The sequence below is a fragment of the Variibacter gotjawalensis genome, assembly GCF_002355335.1.
Lineage (GTDB): Bacteria > Pseudomonadota > Alphaproteobacteria > Rhizobiales > Xanthobacteraceae > Variibacter > Variibacter gotjawalensis.
On record NZ_AP014946.1, the window covers coordinates 21,800 to 40,052 of the forward strand.

17 protein-coding genes are annotated in these 18,253 nt (G+C 62.8%); 7 read left to right on the plus strand and 10 right to left on the minus strand.

The features are described 5' to 3' along the window. Positions 1–3: 3 nt before the first annotated feature. The 5 genes from GJW30_RS00110 to GJW30_RS00130 all read right to left on the minus strand — a co-directional run bounded on the left by GJW30_RS00110 (position 4) and on the right by GJW30_RS00130 (position 5,235). Positions 4–798: an ABC transporter ATP-binding protein gene (locus GJW30_RS00110; RefSeq protein WP_096350292.1), complete on the minus strand. Its 795-nt coding sequence runs from the start codon at positions 796–798 to the stop codon at positions 4–6. 66 nt (positions 799–864) lie between these two features. Next, positions 865–1,761 (minus strand): nitrate ABC transporter permease, encoded by an 897-nt coding sequence (ntrB, locus tag GJW30_RS00115; protein WP_096350294.1) that lies wholly within the window; start codon positions 1,759–1,761, stop codon positions 865–867. Between the two features lie 2 nt (positions 1,762–1,763). After that, a complete protein-coding gene (locus GJW30_RS00120) occupies positions 1,764–3,068 on the minus strand; it encodes a CmpA/NrtA family ABC transporter substrate-binding protein (RefSeq protein ID WP_096350296.1) in 1,305 nt (434 codons plus the stop codon). Between the two features lie 542 nt (positions 3,069–3,610). Then, positions 3,611–4,666 (minus strand): CmpA/NrtA family ABC transporter substrate-binding protein, encoded by a 1,056-nt coding sequence (locus GJW30_RS00125; protein ID WP_096350298.1) that lies wholly within the window; start codon positions 4,664–4,666, stop codon positions 3,611–3,613. Then, complete coding sequence (locus GJW30_RS00130; protein ID WP_096358564.1) at positions 4,663–5,235, minus strand: ANTAR domain-containing response regulator; 573 nt, start codon at positions 5,233–5,235, stop codon at positions 4,663–4,665. Before GJW30_RS00130 ends, GJW30_RS00125 begins: the two co-directional genes overlap by 4 nt. A gap of 261 nt (positions 5,236–5,496) precedes the next feature. On the opposite strand from GJW30_RS00130, the gene GJW30_RS00135 reads away from it, so the two are divergent. After that, entirely contained in the window at positions 5,497–5,838 is a 342-nt protein-coding gene (locus tag GJW30_RS00135) for a hypothetical protein (protein ID WP_096350300.1), read from the plus strand. On the opposite strand, the gene GJW30_RS00140 is transcribed toward GJW30_RS00135, so the two are convergent. Beyond that, a complete protein-coding gene (locus GJW30_RS00140; protein ID WP_096350302.1) occupies positions 5,831–6,964 on the minus strand; it encodes a helix-turn-helix transcriptional regulator in 1,134 nt (377 codons plus the stop codon). The genes GJW30_RS00135 and GJW30_RS00140 overlap by 8 nt on opposite strands. A gap of 187 nt (positions 6,965–7,151) precedes the next feature. On the opposite strand from GJW30_RS00140, the gene GJW30_RS00145 reads away from it, so the two are divergent. Continuing rightward, positions 7,152–7,490, plus strand: a complete 339-nt coding sequence (locus GJW30_RS00145) for a hypothetical protein (RefSeq protein ID WP_130364654.1) — start codon at positions 7,152–7,154, stop codon at positions 7,488–7,490. A 27-nt stretch (positions 7,491–7,517) separates the two neighbouring features. Further along, positions 7,518–7,766 carry a hypothetical protein gene (locus tag GJW30_RS00150; protein WP_096350306.1) on the plus strand — a complete coding sequence of 83 codons (249 nt, stop codon included), beginning with the start codon at positions 7,518–7,520 and terminating at the stop codon, positions 7,764–7,766. Here the strand turns inward: GJW30_RS00150 and GJW30_RS00155 are convergent. After that, positions 7,763–8,902 carry an alpha/beta fold hydrolase gene (locus tag GJW30_RS00155; RefSeq protein WP_096350308.1) on the minus strand — a complete coding sequence of 380 codons (1,140 nt, stop codon included), beginning with the start codon at positions 8,900–8,902 and terminating at the stop codon, positions 7,763–7,765. The two genes, GJW30_RS00150 and GJW30_RS00155, sit on opposite strands and share 4 nt — an antisense overlap. Positions 8,903–8,933: 31 nt before the next feature. Next, on the minus strand, positions 8,934–10,700 hold the full coding sequence (locus tag GJW30_RS00160; RefSeq protein WP_096350310.1) for a class I adenylate-forming enzyme family protein: 1,767 nt from the start codon (positions 10,698–10,700) through the stop codon (positions 8,934–8,936). Between the two features lie 111 nt (positions 10,701–10,811). Here GJW30_RS00160 and GJW30_RS00165 point away from each other — a divergent pair, with 111 nt between their 5' ends. Further along, complete coding sequence (locus tag GJW30_RS00165) at positions 10,812–11,258, plus strand: MaoC family dehydratase (RefSeq protein WP_096350312.1); 447 nt, start codon at positions 10,812–10,814, stop codon at positions 11,256–11,258. Between the two features lie 334 nt (positions 11,259–11,592). On the opposite strand, the gene GJW30_RS00170 is transcribed toward GJW30_RS00165, so the two are convergent. After that, positions 11,593–12,837, minus strand: coding sequence for an acyl-CoA dehydrogenase family protein (locus tag GJW30_RS00170; RefSeq protein ID WP_096350314.1), 1,245 nt, complete (start codon positions 12,835–12,837; stop codon positions 11,593–11,595). A 107-nt stretch (positions 12,838–12,944) separates the two neighbouring features. Beyond that, complete coding sequence (locus GJW30_RS00175; RefSeq protein ID WP_096350316.1) at positions 12,945–14,162, minus strand: multidrug effflux MFS transporter; 1,218 nt, start codon at positions 14,160–14,162, stop codon at positions 12,945–12,947. A gap of 550 nt (positions 14,163–14,712) precedes the next feature. On the opposite strand from GJW30_RS00175, the gene GJW30_RS22930 reads away from it, so the two are divergent. The 3 genes from GJW30_RS22930 to GJW30_RS00190 all read left to right on the plus strand — a co-directional run bounded on the left by GJW30_RS22930 (position 14,713) and on the right by GJW30_RS00190 (position 18,137). Then, the gene (locus GJW30_RS22930) at positions 14,713–15,960 is read left to right on the plus strand and encodes a L,D-transpeptidase (protein ID WP_245408603.1); all 1,248 of its coding nucleotides are present in this window, start codon (positions 14,713–14,715) and stop codon (positions 15,958–15,960) included. A gap of 97 nt (positions 15,961–16,057) precedes the next feature. Further along, positions 16,058–16,798, plus strand: coding sequence for a hypothetical protein (locus GJW30_RS00185; RefSeq protein WP_096350318.1), 741 nt, complete (start codon positions 16,058–16,060; stop codon positions 16,796–16,798). 88 nt (positions 16,799–16,886) lie between these two features. Then, entirely contained in the window at positions 16,887–18,137 is a 1,251-nt protein-coding gene (locus tag GJW30_RS00190) for a pyridoxal-phosphate-dependent aminotransferase family protein (protein ID WP_096350320.1), read from the plus strand. Positions 18,138–18,253 lie beyond the last annotated feature (116 nt).

Consider the following 18,253-nt stretch of genomic DNA (forward strand, 5'->3'; position numbering starts at 1 on the left):
GCGTTACGCCGCTTCGACAAACCGATGCCGTTCGTAGAGAAACTCGAGCACGCGCTGGCGGCACTTGACGTAAGTCGGATCGCCGGCAAGCGCGAGACGCTTGCGCGGACGCGCCAGCGGAACGTCAAGCACTTCGCCGATGCGCGCCGACGGACCGTTCGTCATCATCACGATGCGATCCGAAAGAAGCACCGCCTCGTCGACATCGTGAGTGATCATCAGCACGGTGTTGCCGAGCTTAGCGTGGATCGCCATCACGGAATCTTGCAGATGTGCGCGCGTGAGTGCATCGAGTGCGCCGAACGGCTCGTCTAGCAGCAATACCTTCGGCTCCATTGCGAGCGCCCGCGCGATGCCGACGCGCTGCTTCATACCGCCGGAGATTTCCGACGGGCGCTTGTCCTTCGCATGCCCCATCTGCACGAGATCGAGGTTGTGCATCGTCCAGTCGTGGCGCTCCTGCCGCGACTTCGTTGACGAAAACACCTTGTCCACCGCGAGGCGCACGTTGTTGTAAACCGTCAGCCACGGCAGCAGCGAGTGGTTCTGGAACACGACCGCACGATCCGGACCCGGATCGTTGACTTCTTTGTTCTCCAGCAGCACCGCGCCGTTCGTCGCCGGCGTCAGACCAGCGACGATGTTGAGCAACGTCGACTTGCCGCAGCCCGAATGGCCGATGATCGAGACGTACTCGCCCTTCTGAATCGAAAGGCTGACGTCGTTCAGCACTTCGCTCGTCTGGCTGCCGCGCTTGAAGCTTTTGAACACGTGTTCGAGCTTGAGATAGGCATTCATCGATAAGTCCTTTCCTTGCGCATGATCTTTTCGGAAAACCGGTGTCCACTTTTCCGGATCATGCGCTCAGCTCGCTGCCGTGCCGCGGGTGACGAAATGCGCGACCGCCGCGATGAAGCGGTCGAGCAGGAAGCCGATAGCGCCGATGTAGACGAGCGCGACCACGATGTCGGAGAGGCGCGAGGAGTTCCAAGCGTCCCAGATGAAGAAACCGATGCCGACGCCGCCGGTGAGCATCTCGGCAGCCACAATCGCCAGCCACGAAAGGCCGATGCCGATGCGCAGGCCCGTAAAGATGTACGGCGCCGCTGACGGGATCATGATCTTCGTGAAGAACTCGAAGTGGTTGAGCCGCAGCACCGCCGCGACGTTGCGATAATCCTGCGGGATGTTTCGGATACCGACCGCCGTGTTGATGATGATCGGCCACACCGACGTGATGAAGATCACGAAGATCGCGGAAGGCTGGCTATCGCGAAACGCTGCGAGCGAGATCGGCAGCCAAGCGAGCGGTGAGATCGTGCGCAGAACCTGGAAGATCGGATCGAGGCCGCGCATCGCCCAAACGGATTGGCCGATGATCGTGCCGAGGAGAATGCCGATCACGCAGGCAAATCCGTAGCCGATCGCGACGCGTTGCATCGAGACGAGAACGCGCCAGCCGAGGCCGATATCCTGCGGCCCCGCGTTGAAGAACGGATGCAGGATGAGGTCGGAGGCCTCGCTCCAAATTTTCGTTGGCGACGGCAATGTCGCCGTCGGGCTCATGCAGAGTAGCTGCCAGACCGTGAGGATCAGCGCGAGCATGACAAGCGGCGGCGCTACGTTGGCGAGCGTGGCCCACAGCTTCGGCACAACCTTTTTCTGGAAATACGAAGGCTTCGGCGTTGCCAGCTTGAGCACCGACGCACTCGCCGTCGTGACTGGCGCAGCGTTATCGGTTTTGAGAACCGTTACGTTCATCGTCAGACCTCCACGCGCTTGATCGAAAGACTCTTGAGATACGCGGACGGATTTTCCGGATCGAACACCTTGCCGTCGAAGAACGTCTCTTTGCCGCGCGACGGTGAGGCCGGAATGTCGGAGACCGACAGCGCCTTCGCGGCGTCACGCCACAGGTCTTCGCGGTTCACTTTGTCGACCATCGCCTTCACGTCGGTCGTTGCCTCAAACTTGCCCCAGCGAATGTCTTCGGTGACGAACCACGCATCGTGACTCTTGAACGGGTAGGACGCATGGTCCTGCCAGAACTTCATGAACTGCTTGGTGCCCTTCTCGACGCGACCGTTGCCGTAGTTGATGTCGCCCTTGGCGCGGCCGATGATGTCGGCGACCGGCACGTTGAACCACTGGCGTTTGCCGACGATCGCCGCCATCTCGTCGCGGTTTTCCGGCTTGTCGCACCACTGCTGCGCCTCCATCACGGCCATGATGATCGCGCGCGTCGCGTTCGGATTCTTGTCGACGAAGTCGGCCCGCATGCCGAGCGCTTTTTCCGGGTGCTTACCCCAGATCTCGCCGGTCGAGCAGGCCGTAAAGCCGATGCCCTGGTTGACCAGCTGTTCGTTCCACGGCTCGCCGACGCAGAACGCATCCATGTTGCCGACCTTCATGTTGGCAACCATTTGCGGCGGCGGCACCACGATGGTGGCGACGTCCTTGTCGGGATCGATGCCGCCAGCTGCCATCCAGTAGCGAATCCAGAGATCGTGCGTGCCGCCCGGGAACGTCATCGCAACGCTCACCTTCTTGCCATCGGCGATCTTCTTGGCGAAGGCCGCCTTCAGCGGCGAGGCATCGGCCGTGACTTTGAGGTCTTTGTATTCGTTGGAGACCGAGATCGCCTGCGCGTCGAGATTGAGGCGGGCCAAGATATACATCGGCGTCGGCACGTTGTTCTGCGTCACCTTGCCGGCCGAGATGAGATACGGCATCGGCGTCAGGATGTGCGCGCCATCAATGCCGTTGGCGGCGCCGCCGAGCACGAGGTTGTCGCGCGTCGCGCCCCACGAGGCTTGCTTGGAGACTTCGACATCCGGCACGCCGTGCTTGGCAAAGAGCCCCTTCTCCTTGGCGATCACGAGCGGCGAGGCATCCATCAGCGCGATGTAGCCGAGGGTCGCCTTCGTGGTTTCCGGAGCCGCCGCATGAGCCATATGCACGCCGCCAAGGAAATTCGCCTTCACGGCGGCAAACAGCACCGCAGTGCCAGCCGCCGACTTCAACAGCTTGCGGCGATTGATTCCCGAATTCCCGTTAGCCTTGCTCATAGAAACCCTCTGTTGCTCGCCGGTCGACCGAACAAAAAAAGCCGCAGACCGAAACGGACCCGCGAATGCGGATGCCCTCCCAGTGCAGCGGCGTTGCTTGTCGGCCCGTCGTTGGACCTTCGGGCGCGCAAACGCCCTTTCAGCTTGGAGCTATTCAAGCCTCGTGCCAGTTCGACCGAGATCGGATTTTCTGTTTAAGGACAGAGTGATAGCTCAGCGTACGGTACGCCGCTCAGGTGGCTTCAACCCGAGATTTGCGGCCGCCCGTTAGGCAAAAGCCGCAATTTTGCGCAGTGCACAATTTTCGATCATGCGCCTTGGCTGCCTTCGCCTCGCCGGACTAGAGCCGAAAGCAGCTGGGGCTTTCTCCGCCTGATCTCCTCGAAGCTGTCATCCGGGAAGCTGCGGTGCTCGCGAAGCGAGCCGGCGGCTATCCGGGATCCATGTACCCCACGCAAGCGCAGGGATACGTAGGTTCCGGATCGGCATCGCGGCTCACTTCGTGATCCGTCCGGGATGACAGCCTGTGATTCTCAGGGTGATCAACGTGGAGCAGTACCCAAAATCGCGTCGTAAAGGTCCGGCCGAAACACCCCGCGCGCCGCCTTCTCCAAGTCAGCCGATTGCTGCGCCTGTCCCCAACGCACCATCTGCGCATAGAGCCAAGCGGCATGGTCCGGATTCGGCCGCGCCGCGCTGTCGCGCGAGACGAGGAGATAATTGCGATCCTCGCGCATCGTGCCGTCAGGCGCGATCTTGAGCCTGCCATCGAGCGTGCGGCGGATCACCTCCGGCGCAACGTCGATCCGCTCCGGCGCGCCGAGGATCGCGCTCACCTCCGCGCGGTTCGCCGCGTCCTCGATGAACGGGCCGGCCTTGCCCAGCGCCCGCACCAGCTTCGCCAATGTCTCGGGATTTTCCGCTGCCCACGGTGCTCGCACGGCGAGCACCTTTTCGGCCGCCCGATCGAGAAACTCGGAGACGAAATGCAGAATGTGACCAATGCCGAGATCGACCGCGACCGAATTCCAAGGTGCGCCGACACAAAACGCATCGACGTGACCGTTGCGCAGACTGTCCACCATGTAAGGCGGCGGCAGCACGATCAGCCGCACATCCTCATCCGGATCGACGCCGCCCGCCGCCATCCAGTAACGCAGGTGATAATTGTGCGTCGAATAAGGGAACGTCATGCCGAAGGTGAGTTGCGGCTCGCCGCGCGCCTTCCGTTCGGCGACCACGCGCGCCAGCGCTTTCGCCGAGCCTTCCGGCGTCGCAATATCGCCGGCCGCTGCCAGCGCCGCGTGCAGCGCGGGCGACACCGTGATCGCATTGCCGTTGATGCCGAGATTGAAAGGCGCCAGCACTGGCACACGCGCATGGCCGATGCCGAGGCTCGACGCGATCACGACAGGTGCCAGCAGATGCGCCGCATCGAACAGGCCGATGTTGAGCTTGTCGCGCACATTCGACCACGACACCTCGCGCACCAGCTCGATGTCGAGCCCCTCCTGCGCCGCGAAGCCCTTGTCCACCGCGACAATAAGAGCCGCCGCATCGACCAGCGGGATAAAACCGATCCGCAACCGCGTACTCATTTGAACATCTCCGCCGCCGTGATGACCGACTGCGCGATCTCGGTGATCTTCTTGTTCTCGTTCATGGCCGTCTTCCGCATCAGCGCGTAGGCCTCCTCTTCACTGATGCCCTTCGCCTTCATCAGGATCGCCTTGGCGCGATCGATGACTTTGCGTTCCTCCAGCGCGGACTTCGCCTGATCGAGTTCGCCCTGCAGACGCGAAAACGCGTTGAAGCGCGAGATGCAAGTATCGAGGATGTATTTGATGCGCTCTTTCTTCAGGCCGTCGACGATATAGGCCGAGACGCCCGCATCGACGGAGGCCTGGATCGATGCCGAGTCGCTCTGATCGACGAACATCGCGACCGGCCGCTTCACGATGCGGCTCACCTGAAACATCTGTTCGAGAATGTCGCGGCTCGGATTTTCGAGATCGATCAGGATGACGTCGGGGTCGATCTCGTAGATGCGCTGAAGCAGATTGCTCATCTCGGCGAGGCGGTAGACCTGCGCGTAGCCGGCCTCGCGCAAACCTTCCTCGATGATCGCGGCGCGGATCGGCGACTCGTCGACGATCGCGATCTTCACCGCGGCGTCGGCGGGCTTTGCGGTCCGTACCGCTCCCTTGTCCTTGTTAACTCCGGCCACAACACACCTCGCCGCAACACACGCGGCTCTTACACCGACTCGCGCCGATTTGCTTAAACGTTATGCAAGTCACATTCCAAATCGCTAGCCGTGTCGCACGTTTGTCGCAACAAAACACCTGCGCCTCACCCGTCTGGCGGACGCCGTCGCACCCACGACCTCGGCATAACACGCCTTCGATCGTGGGGAAGGATTGTGACAATGACGAAGCCGACTTCGATCAAGCTCCAGTGGCGCGGCACCTGCGCCACGCTGGCGCGCGCCGCCTGCCTGACGCTTTTATTAGCCTCAACGGCTTGCGCGCAGCCCGTACCGGCAACGAAAGCCGCCTGCGCGGCGCTCGATCTCGATCTAATCGAGCAGATCGAGGTTGCCGGCGAGAACAAGCTCGCCGACGGCGAATATCTTCAAGAAGTCTACGAGGAAATGCTGGCGACGCGCAGCCTGTGCGACGGCAGTACGATAGCGCAAGCGATCGTGAACTACCGACGGCTCGAAGCGAACTTCGAGAAACGCATCTGGGCCCACGCGGCTGCTAGATAGACGGTAGCACCGAGAACAGTCTTGCAAGGCCGACCTGCGAATGCGTGCCGGTCTTGTCGAAGATGCGCGCAAGATGCGTCTTCACCGTCGCGGGCGAAATGCCGAGCACCTTCGCTGCGGACGGACCGCTGAGACCGCCGGCAACCAGCAGAGCGACGCGCGCTTCTGCCGCCGTCAAACCGAACGCCTGCTTGAGCCCTTCGATCTCGCCGCTCGCCTGCGCATGCGGGCTGACGATCAGCACCAGCGCGCGCGCCGCTTCGGTGACTTTCCAAAGTTCGAATGCCGGCGGCGGCAACGGCACCGGGAAAACGAGCAACGATCCGGCACCGGAAAGACGCGTGAGCTTCACGGGTTCGCCGACGCGGCCACCCTGGCCCGCCGCAACTCCGAGCACTTCGCTCAACGCCTGCGAAAACGCAGCAGCTTCCGCGGGCAATGTCCCGGCCGCTTGAAGCTTTTTCTCCGCATCCAGAGACAATCCGTCATTCGCGATGAACAACGTCTCGGCGGCCGTGTTCGCGTAACGCACGCGGCGGCGGCCATCGATCAGCAGCGCGGCAGTCGGCATGAGATTTAGCATGCGCTCGAGCTGTCGACTCCCATCAATCAGTGGCGCGAGCTTGCAGCTCGCTTCGAGAGCGCGCGCGAGATGCGGTGCCAACTGCCCAAGCCGCAAAGCGATTTCCGTAACCTCGTCGGCACGCGAATGATGGACGGAAAATTGAAACCCGCCCATACCCCCGTCGAAGGCAAGCGAGGGAAGAATTATGTTCATCCCATCCGTGATGCCTTGCGGCTCCAGCACATCGGCATAGAAAACGGATTTCTTGAGTTCTGCCGTTGGCACCATCGGCGACATGGTGACGAGGCGGCGACGATCCGCGAGCCGGCTCAGCTCCTTCGTCCACGGATTCGTCACATGATATTTTTCGTAGATCTTGCCGGCAGCAGGACACAACCGCCCCACTTCCATGACGTTTTCATTACGGCGCAAATTGAGTTGCGCAACCATTCCGCCGAGCGCGCCGATACGATCGGAGACCGCAGTCAGTAGTTGCGACCAACGCGTCGGATCAGCGACGACCGAGTAGATGTCGTCGACCAAAGCTTCATCTGCGATCATCTGCGGCTCCGGCAAAATTAATGCGGGTAGCTCAGCGCGACCTCTTCACTAGCGCGCAGGGAAAATTCGGCATCCCCCGTTTGAGGGACGAGGCTGCACAGAAAAACGACATCACCCGATCAGGTGATGCGCTATGTCGCGTTCGCTGCTGAAGTCGCGCGAGATTCAAAAAAATCGAGGCGATGAAATGCGCACCGCGACCAGCACCGATCTCGCAGTGACCTTCTTCATGCTCTGCAATGCGATTCGATTTGTCGCTTATTTTCCGCAACTTTTCAGGGTGATGCGCGATCGCGACGGCGCTGCGGCGATCTCCTGCACGACGTGGTTCATGTTCTCACTCGCGCATGCATCGACCGTCGCTTACTCGGTTTTGATTCTGCACGACAACATCATGACGGTCGTGTTTCTCGCCAACTTCGCGTGTAGCTCGGCAATCCTCGCTGCAACTTTGCTGCGCAGACGGCTGCACCATTCATCACACGGCAGCACAACAATCGATCAGCAACAAATTCGCACAGTGTGAAATGGAAATGGCGCGAGGCATCCCGCGATGACGATGAACGATGTGATCGGCTATCTCGCTTGCGCGCTCGTGCTTGCGACCTTCTACCAAAAGGACCTCGTCGCGCTGCGCATCTTCGCACTGCTCAGCAACGTGGCCTTCATCATCTACGCTACGCGCGTCGGGCTGCTGCCGATCATGGTGCTGCACAGTCTGCTGCTGCCCGTGAATGCCGCGCGCCTTCTCGCGCTTTACCGCGACCGCTTCTTCGCGCCAAAACCCGCTACGCTGGATTAGCCGACCAGCGCCGCGTGCTTGCGGCAGAACGGGATGAGATACGCGAGCGTTTCGTCCGGCCGCTCCTGCATCACCCAGTGCCCCGCCCCCGGAATGAGATGCGCGGCTTCCATGCGCGTCGTCGCTTGCGTTTGCATCCGCTCGAAAGCGCCGGGCACTTGGAACACGCCCCAGTCGCTCGCGCCGGCAACGAACATCGACGGAATATCGATGCTGCGCCCCGCATACGTCACGAGCTCTTCGTTGAGCGCCGCATCGAAGCGCGTGCGATACCAGTTGAACCCGCCTTGAAATCCCGTGCGTCCGTACTCTTCGGCGTATACCGCAAGCTCGCGATCCGGCAGCCACGTATTCGCCGCGATATGCGCCGCCGACGGCATGTACGGCGCGACGGTTTCCGCCATCGTCTGATCGCGGTCCATCACGTAGTAAGTCGGCAGCTTCGCGAGTTCGTCGGCCGACGCTTCCTTCAAGCGATACGGCTTGTTCTCGGCCCAGTCCGCACTCTTGTGATGGAAATAGCCGCGTAGGAAATCGTGGATGCCCTGCGGCGGATGCCACATATGCTCGTTCGCTTCGCGCGTCGCATAATACGCGTGGTAGTGCTTGCGCGGGCGCGGCAGCGCCGCCATCGCATCTTTCAGCCGCACGACGAAATCCGACGTTCCGCCGGTCGAAGCCGGCGGGCCCGCGAACGGCGCGCTCATCAGCACGACGGCGCGGAAAACCTCCGGATAGAGAATGCTAGACCATGCCGACACCGGCGAGCCGAAGTCGTGCCCCATCAGCAGAGCCTTCTCGTAACCGAGCGCACTCACCAACGCGCGCGCATCCGCCGCGAGCTTCGGCATCGCGACCGGCGCGAGGCTTTCGTCGTAGGTCGTCGACTGCCCCGACGTGCGGCCATAGCCGCGCTGATCCGGCGCGACGACGTAAAAACCTTCCGCCGCGAGCGGCACCATCACGTCACGCCACGAATAGGCAAGCTCGGGAAACCCATGCAGCAGCAGCACGAGCGGCTTTCCCTTCTCGCCGGCTTCCAGCACATGCATGCGCAAGCCGTTGATGCCGTCGATGAAACGACTGCGGATGCCTTTGGGCAAAACGTCGGGCGAAAGCGGCGGCAGATCGGTCATTGTTTTTGTTATCCCGATTGTGGAAGCGAACTCAGACGAACATCGCCTTGAGATCGCGCTTCAAAATCTTCCCGTTCGCATTGCGCGGCAACATCGTTGGCGAGAACACGATGCGCACCGGCACCTTGAACGCCGCGATATGCTGCGACGCGAATGCCTTCAGCTCCTGCTCCGACACATGCGCATCCGGCCCGAGCGTCACCACCGCACCCGGCTCCTCGCCGAGCGTGCGATGCGGAATACCGACCACCGCCGCATCGACCACCGCCGGATGCTTGCACAAAGCATCCTCGACTTCGACGCAGTAGATATTCTCGCCGCCGCGGATCAGCATGTCCTTCTTGCGATCGACAATGTAGACGAACCCCTCTTCGTCCATGCGCGCGAGATCGCCGGTCTTTAGCCAACCGTCACGGATCGTCGCGGCGGTCGCCTCCGGCTTATTCCAGTATTCCGCGATGACGTTCGGCCCCGCGACGACGAGTTCGCCGACGACGCCGTGCGGCAGCGTGTTCCAATCGTCGTCGATCACCTTCATGTCGCACACCGGCCACGCCGGCCCCGAGCTCTCCGGCCGGTTGATGTATTCCTCGGCGGATTGGCTCGTGAATGTCGACGTCGTCTCCGTCATGCCCCAGCCGACGCTCGGCGCGGCTTGCGGAAACACGGCCTTGATGCGCCGCACGAGATCGGACGCTGCCGGTGCGCCGCCATACGCCATCGATTCCAAAGACGAAAGGTCGTAATTCGTCCGGCTCGGATGCTCGACGAGTTGCCACGCCAGCGTCGGCACGCCGCCCGCGCTGGTGACGCGCTCGCGCTCGATCAGCTGCATCGCCTGTTCGGTATCCCACCGCCGCATCAGTACGATGCGCGCGCCGACATTCAGCGACGGCAGCAGCACCGCATGCGTGCCGGTCGTGTGAAAGAACGGGATGCCGAGCAGCGTCACCCGCTGCGGCGCATTCGGATCCGGCGCCGGCACGGCCTCGCCACGCCGCAGGAAATTCCGCGTCGCGCTGAACGCCTGTCCCGCCGTGCAGGTCATCGCGTTCCGGTGCGAGCCCACCGCGCCTTTCGGGTGGCCGGTCGTGCCGGACGTGTAGAGGATCGTCGCCGGATCTTCCGGATCGAGTGCGACATCCGGCAACGGCCGGTCCGGCAGCGTGTGCCAATCCTTGATGCGGCCGACCACGCTCTCGAAATGCACGACGCGCTCGCCGCCGAGCCCAGGCGCATCACGCGTGACGCAGATCGTCTCCAGCGCCGGGCAATTATCGACATGCGCCGCGATGCGCTCGAGCCGCTCGCCGTCGACGAACAAAACCTTCGATCCGGAGTCGGTCAGTCCGTATTCGAGTTCCGGCCCCGTCCACCACGCATTGAGCGCGACCGAGATCGCACCGATCAGCACAGTGCCGAGCAGCACCGCTGGATATTCCGGCAGATTGCGCATCGCGATCGCGACACGGTCGCCCTTGCGCACACCACGTTCCTGAAGAAACGCCGCGACGCCGAGCGCTGCGCGGATCGTCGCCTCGAAAGTCGCGCGCTCGTCCTCCAGCACGACGTAAGGGCGCTCGCCGAAATTCGCGCGCGCATGCGCGACGAGTTCGCGAATAGTCGGATGCGCGTTCTTCCAAGTACGGACTTTCACGCCGTGCACGATCGCCTCGCCGATTTCGAACGGAGCGCCCGGCCCGGTCAGCCGCGACTGTGCGTCGCCGAGAGAGATTACGGGCCAGCCCGGCGGTAACAACGATGCGGTCTCTGAGGCGAGTGCCGGCTCGGCGCTCATGATGTTTCGTCCCTTATTCCCAACGACTTCTGCGGCCGGTAACCCAACCCTACTCACGAGGTTGACGAAAGCAAGTCACGATGGCTTTGTCGACAAACCGCCGGAGGAAAAATGCGAATAGACGCAAAAGATTTGCCGACGCTCGTCGGAAAAGATCTAGGCACGACGAACTGGGTTTCGATCGACCAGGAATTGATCAACCGCTTTGCCGACGTCACCAACGATCATCAATGGATTCATGTCGACGTCGACCGCGCGAAGCGCGAATACGGCGGCACCACCATCGCGCACGGCTTTCTCACGCTCTCGCTGATGTCGGCGATGTCGTACGAGCTCCTGCAGATCGACGGAATCAAGAACGGCATCAACTACGGCTTCGACAAGCTGCGCTTCACCGGCGCGGTGCCACCGGACAGCCGCGTCCGCATGAAAGCGAAGATGTTGTCGGTCGAGGCGAAGGATAATAGCTATCGCTTTAAGCGCGAATGCTTTGTCGAACTCGAAGGCCACGAGAAACCCGTGATCGTCGCTGAGTGGATCACGATGGTTTACGTTTAACGGCGTCGCCTAGGTGATTCATACCAATTCAAACCCGTCATCCTGAGGAGCCCGCGTAGCGGGCGTCTCGAAGGACAACGGCCCATTCGTCGCGACACCTCGGCCGTCGTGGTTCGAGACGCCGCCTGCGGCGGCTCCTCACCATGACGGATCGGGACTTAAGCTCGCCAAAACTTCAGCTGTCATCCCGGCCAAGCGAGGCTGGCGCGCACAGCGCGCCAAGGCCGAGCGCGAGCCGGGATCCATGTATCCCAGTAGATGCAGGGATACGTGGATCCCGGATAGCGACCTGCTCGCAAACCGAGCCGGCCGCTTCCGGGATGACACTCAGAGTTTAATGCGACCGGTTCGAGTACTTACGGAACTCGAGCCGTGCAATCGCGCGATTATGCACTTCGTCCGGACCGTCGGCGAGACGCAGCGTGCGGATATGCGCGTAGGACTTCGCCAGACCGAAGTCCGTCGTGACGCCACCTGCGCCATGCGCTTGGATCGCATCGTCGATGATGCGGAGCGCCATGCGCGGGCCCGCGACCTTGATCATCGCGATCTCGAGCTGCGCGCCCTTGTTGCCGACCTTGTCCATCATGTCGGCGGCCTTGAGGCACAGAAGGCGCGTCATCTCGATATCGGCGCGAGCTTCGCCGATGCGCTGCTCCCACACCGATTGTTCGGAAATGCGCTTGCCGAATGCGACACGCGACTGCAGACGCTTGACCATCTTCTCAAGCGCTGCTTCCGCCGCGCCGATCGTGCGCATGCAGTGATGGATGCGGCCCGGGCCGAGGCGGCCCTGCGCGATCTCGAAGCCGCGGCCTTCGCCAAGCAACAGATTTTCGGTCGGCACGCGCACGTTATCGAGGATCACTTCGGCGTGGCCGTGCGGCGCATCGTCGAAGCCGAACACCGGCAGCATGCGCACAACTTTGACGCCCGGCGTATCGAGCGGCACGAGGATCTGCGACTGCTGCTTGTGACGATCCGCATTATCCGGATCGCTCTTGCCCATGACGATCGCGATCTTGCAGCGCGGGTCGCCGACGCCGGACGACCACCACTTGCGGCCGTTGACGACGTAATGATCGCCATCACGCTTGATCGACGTCTCGATGTTGGTCGCGTCCGAAGACGCAACCGCCGGCTCGGTCATCAAGAAGGCCGAGCGAATTTCGCCGTTCATCAGCGGACGGAGCCACTGCTCCTTCTGTTTCTGCGTCCCGTAGCGATGGAAGACTTCCATGTTGCCGGTGTCGGGCGCCGAGCAGTTGAAAACTTCCGAACCGAACAACACGCGGCCCATCTGCTCGGAGCAGAGGGCGTAGTCGAGGTTAGTGAGGCCTGCGCCGTGCCACTCGTCAGTGTCGTGCTCTTTGTTCGGCGGCAGGAAGAGGTTCCACAGACCTTCGGCCTTCGCCTTCTTCTTCAATTCCTCGAGAACCGGAACGACTTGCCAGCGCTCGGCCGGACCAACGTCCATCTGCTGATTATACGTATCGACAGCCGGGTAAACATGCTTGTCCATGAACGCGATGACGCGATCACGCCAATGCTTCTGGCGTTCCGAAATTGTGAAATCCATAACTGCTTCCTCTCCGACGCCGGCCGTCCCGGCTGCAATCTAAAAACGTTGCGTTCTTACAGCATGCCGCGCGGCGCTCGCCAGATCAAACCGACCGCCATGCGAAATCAAATTCTACTTTTTATGTCGTCAATTCGGTTCTGCGGAATACGCGGGTCAACCGGAGGTGGATTGAGCGCCCAGTGGATGATCGCCGCGAGCAGCGCCATGATCGGCAGCAGCGTCATCAAGCCGGTCATTGCATCGCCGATGACCAACGCGGCAATCGCCGACGCCAGCAAGCCGCCGCCGAACTGCAGAAATCCGAGCAGCGCCGATGCCGACCCCGCAATGCCGGGAAATCCCGAGAGCGCCCGCATTGTCGACCCCGGCATCACGAAGGTGAGCCCGAAAGTCCACAAGGCGGAGGGGGCCCACACGGTCCAGAAGGTCGGCGGCCCGAGCCGCAGGCCGATCGCGAAGGCGAGGCCCGCGATGAAGACCAGCACGACCCCGACATGGATCAGCTTCAGCGCGTCGAATCTTCGCAGCAGCCGCCCCGTGATGAACGCCCCGAGCATGAAGCAACCGGCGCCGCCCGCCATCGCAAACCCATACTGGAGCGGCGTCAGCCCGACCCGCTCGATCAGCGCGAACGGCATCAGCGCCGGCATTGTGTAGAGCCCGCCCTGGATCATCGACGTCAGCAATCCGGAATGCAGAAAGCCGCGGTCGCTGATCAGCGCCAGATAATGCGCCACCATATTGCGCGGCAGCACATGCGTTCGGTCCGGATGCGTATGCGTCTCCGGCATGAAATAGGCGAGGACGACGACCATCAGGCCATAGGCCACCATCGCGCCGAAGATCGCGTGCCAGCCGAAGTGAAGCAGAATACCGCCGAGCGTCGGTGAGGCCGCTGGAGCAATGCCGACCATGAGGCCGACCAGATTCATGATTCGCGCGGCTTCCTCGCCCGTATAGAGATCGCGCACCAATGCCCGCGCCGCCGTAACGCCCGCAGCCGCCCCTATTCCCTGCAGCACGCGGCCGAGGAGCAGCCATTCGACGGACGGCGACAGCGCCGCGACCAGGCTGCCTGCGAGATAGACCGTGAAAAAAACCAAAAGCACCGGCCGGCGCCCAAAAGCGTCCGAAAACGGCCCTGCAACCAGCAGCGCGACCGCAAAACCGAGAAAATAGATCGTCACGGTCAGCTTCATGACGGACGCGGTCGTACCGAACACCGGCACCAGAGCGGGCAATGCCGGCGTGTAGAGGGCCAAACTCATCGGCCCGATGGCGACGAACAGCGCGCAGATGACCGCGGTGCGGGTTGGAGACATGAAATGCGACCTCGCCGCTAGCCGTAGCGCGCTCGCACTGCCTTGGCGAGGGTTCGCAGAAGGCTTTTCCGCAAATGCAATTGGCGGTTGCGACGATTCGACCCCTCGCTCCGCTTACTCCGGTGAGGCGAGGATGTTGCGCCCGCGACACATCGCGATTTCAATTGCACGTGCCCGCGCGCTTTTTTCCATCGCGGCGCGCGTAACGCCAAGGCCGGATGCTGCGTAGAAAGATGCGAGACCTCAAGGACTTGAGGCTGGCGCACAACCGGTTTCAAGCTTCACATGCGAACCGGCGGGGACGAATTAGGGCAGACATCCGGTGCGCCGCCGCAAATTGGCGCAATTCGCCTGTCATGCAACCGAAATTCGGATTCGGACTTCTATTGGTGGGCGTTCGGCGGCAAGCTCAATTTTCGGGCCGTTGACGAGAGGTTGATCTGGACGATACGTCGTCGCCTTTGCGGTGCCTTAACCATTGGGCCGTAATGGTTATCGAATGTGAAACGGCGCGCTTGTCTTGAGTTTGGCGCGTAGGCAGGAACACGAGATGAAATTGCGTACTCTTTCGGCTCTCGGCGCATTGTTGCTGGCCTTGGCGGTCAGCGGCGAGGCGAGCGCGCAGCAATATCGCGTCGCGCAGGACGCCTATCGTGGTGGTCCAACCGTCGAAGACGATGAGGATTACCCCGGCGCATCGCGCGGCACCTATGGCCGCCCGGTTCCCCGCGCCTCCGTTGGCCAATACGAAGAAGAGCGCGTCTACCAGCCGCGCCGTGATCAAGGCTACACCGGCTCGGTCCCGCCGCAGGAAGCTTACCGCCAGCCGCTGCCGGCGCCGGGCGAGCCCGCACAGGGCGGTTATGCGCAACAGCCGCCGCAGGGCGCTTACGCAACCCCGGCTCAGCGTCCCTACGATGCTCCGCCGCCGCGTGGCTACGAAAATCAGGCCTCGCGCCCGTACGATGGCCGTCCGTATGACGGCCGCCAGTACGAAGAGCCGCCGCAGCAATACGGTCGTCCGCAAGAATACGGCCGCCCACAAGAGCGCGCTTACGAGCCGGCTCCGGGTCGTCCGGCCCCGCCGGTCGATCTCTCCGCTCGTCAGCCGGGTCCTCCGGGTGCGCAGCAGCCGCGTGACCCGCGCGATCCGTCCGCCCGCCGCGAGCAAGGCCCGCGCGATGCCGCACCGACGCAGGCCGAAGTCGAAGCCGTGCAGAACGGCAAGATCGAGGACATGGATCCGCGCTTCCGCCGCCGTGTCGTCGACTACCGCACGAAAGAGCCGGCCGGCACGCTGATCGTCGACACCACCAACACCTACCTCTATCTCGTGATGGGTGACGGCAAGGCGATGCGTTATGGCATCGGCGTCGGCCGCGAAGGCTTCACGTGGGCCGGCCGTCAGAAGATCAGCCGCATGAAGGAATGGCCGGATTGGTATCCGCCGGCCGAAATGATCGAGCGCCAGCCGTATCTGCCGCGCTGGATGGCCGGTGGCCCGTCCAACCCGATGGGCGCTCGCGCGCTCTATCTCGGCAACACGCTGTACCGTATCCACGGCACTAACGATCCGACGACGATCGGCAAGTTCGTGTCTTCGGGCTGTATCCGCCTCTTCAACGCGGACGTCGAAGACCTCTACAGCCGCGTCCAGACGGGCACCAACGTCGTCGTCCTGAAGAAGGAAGGCGGCATCCCGACCCAGCTCTCGCCGGAGCGTTTGCCGGGTCAGCCGGACGATCAGGCCGCGGCTCCGCCGCCGCGCCCGCGTTCGGGTGTTCAAGCCGCCCGCTGATCGCAAGCGACAAAAATTCTAAGCCCGGCCATCGCGCCGGGCTTTTTGTTTACGTGCAGGTGACAGACTGGCTGCGAATCTGCGAGCCATTCTGCCAATGACGAAACCGCTCTCGAAAACCGCCCTCTTCCGCGCCGACTACAACGCGAAAGCGCTCGCGCGGCTGAACAAGGCGCTACCCGAAATCTTCCCACGCGGCGTGCTCGTCCGCGCTTACGCCCGCCCCTACATCCCACCGATGCCGCGCCTTGCCGTCGACGGCTACTGGCGCGCGCATCCGCTGCGCGCCGATCGCCTCGCGCGCGCGCTCGCCCGCAAATCCGGCGCGCCCGAAGGCTGGACCTGGCGCCTCACCGAAAAGCGCAAGGACGGCCTGCCGCAAACCTTCCGAACACCGCCCGCGCCGTATCGCGAGAAAGCCTTCGCGCGCGGCCCCGGGCACTGCTGCGTCTGCGGCCAGCCCGTCTACAAACTCGGCTGGCACAAGGATCTTTGGGGCACCGGACCGAGCAAGACCGCGTCGTGGCATTCGGCCTGCGTTATCGCCTGGCGTCTCTGGGTCGCCCCGAGCGATTTTGCGCCGCTGCTGCGCAAGCTGCAGCAACGCCGATGCGCCGGCTCGGGCGGGCGGCTTTGGAAGACCGCCGAGATCGACCACCGCCTGCCGCTCTTCCGCGTCTGGCGCGAGCATCGCAATCTGTCCTGGCCGGACCTTCTCGATCACTGGGGCTTGCCGAACCTCGACGTCATCAATCGCACGGTGCATGTCGAAAAATGCGCCACCGAGGCGGGTTACCGCGCCGAGCGGCGACTGCTGGCGCTAGCGAGTAGTGAATAGGGAGTAGCGAATAGCGCCCACCTACTCGCTATTCCCTATTCACTATTCCCCATTTTACAAACCGCTCCGACATCGGTTTTATGCGCCGATGAAGATCGCCGAAGAACTCAACCCGCTGCCGCGCCTCCTGATGGGCCCAGGCCCGATCAACGTTGATCCGCGCGTGCTGCGCGCGATGTCGATGCCGCTGCTCGGCCAGTTCGATCCGCAATTCACCGCCTACATGAACGACACGATGGGGCTGGTGCGCGAGATCTTCCAGACCAAGAACCACTGGGCGTTCCTCGTGAACGGCACGGCGCGCGCCGGCATCGAGGCTGCGCTTGTCTCGCTGATCGAGCCAGGCGACCGCGTGCTGGTGCCGATCTTCGGCCGCTTCGGTCATCTGCTGCACGAGATCGCGGCGCGTTGCGGCGCCGAAGTCACGACGCTCGAGACCGAATGGGGCACCGTCTTCGATCCGTCAGTCATCGAGGACGCGATCAAGAAGCACAAGCCGAAGCTCGTCGCCTGCGTGCACGGCGACACCTCGACGACGATGGCGCAGCCGCTCGCCGAGATCGGCGCCGCCTGCCGCCGCCACGACGTGCTGCTCTACGTCGACGCGACCGCGACACTCGGCGGCGTCGATTTCCCGGTCGACCGTTGGCAGATCGACATCGCGACCGCGGGCCTGCAAAAATGTCTCTCCGGTCCGCCCGGCTCCGCCCCGATCACGTTCAACGAACGCGCCGAGCGCGCGATCCTCAATCGCAAACACGTCGAAGCCGGCATTCGTCCGGCCGGATACGTCGCACCGAATGGCCAGCGCATCGCGTCGAACTATTTCGATCTCGCGATGCTGATGGATTACTGGAGCGAAGCGCGCCTCAACCACCACACCGAATCCGCGACGATGCTGTACGGCGCCCGCGAATGCGCGCGCATCGTGCTGCAGGAAGGCCTCGCATCCGTCTTCGCGCGCCACACGCAGGCGAGCGCCGCGATGGTCGCCGGCCTGCAGGCGATGAACCTCAAATTATTCGGCGACCTGAAGCACAAGATGCAGAACGTCACCGGCATCTATATTCCGGACGGTGTCGACGGCGAAGCCGTGCGCTCCTCGATGCTCGACGATTTCGGCATCGAGATTGGCTCGTCCTTCGGTCCGCTCAAGGGCCGCATCTGGCGCATCGGCACGATGGGCTACAATTGCCGCAAACAGAATGTGCTGATCACGCTCGGCGCGCTCGAAGTCGTGCTGCGCCGCGCCGGCTTCAATTGCCGCGCCGGCGCCGGTGTGGACGCAGCCTTCGCAGCGTATGAGGCAACCCCCGCCCGCACCGCCATCGCTTCGTGAGATTGAGCGGAAATAACATCAACCCTCATCCTGAGGAGGCACGCGCAGCGTGCCATCTCGAAGGATCGAGGCCAAAAGCCTGGCCGCCCCCGTCCCTCGAGACGCGGCCCGGTCGC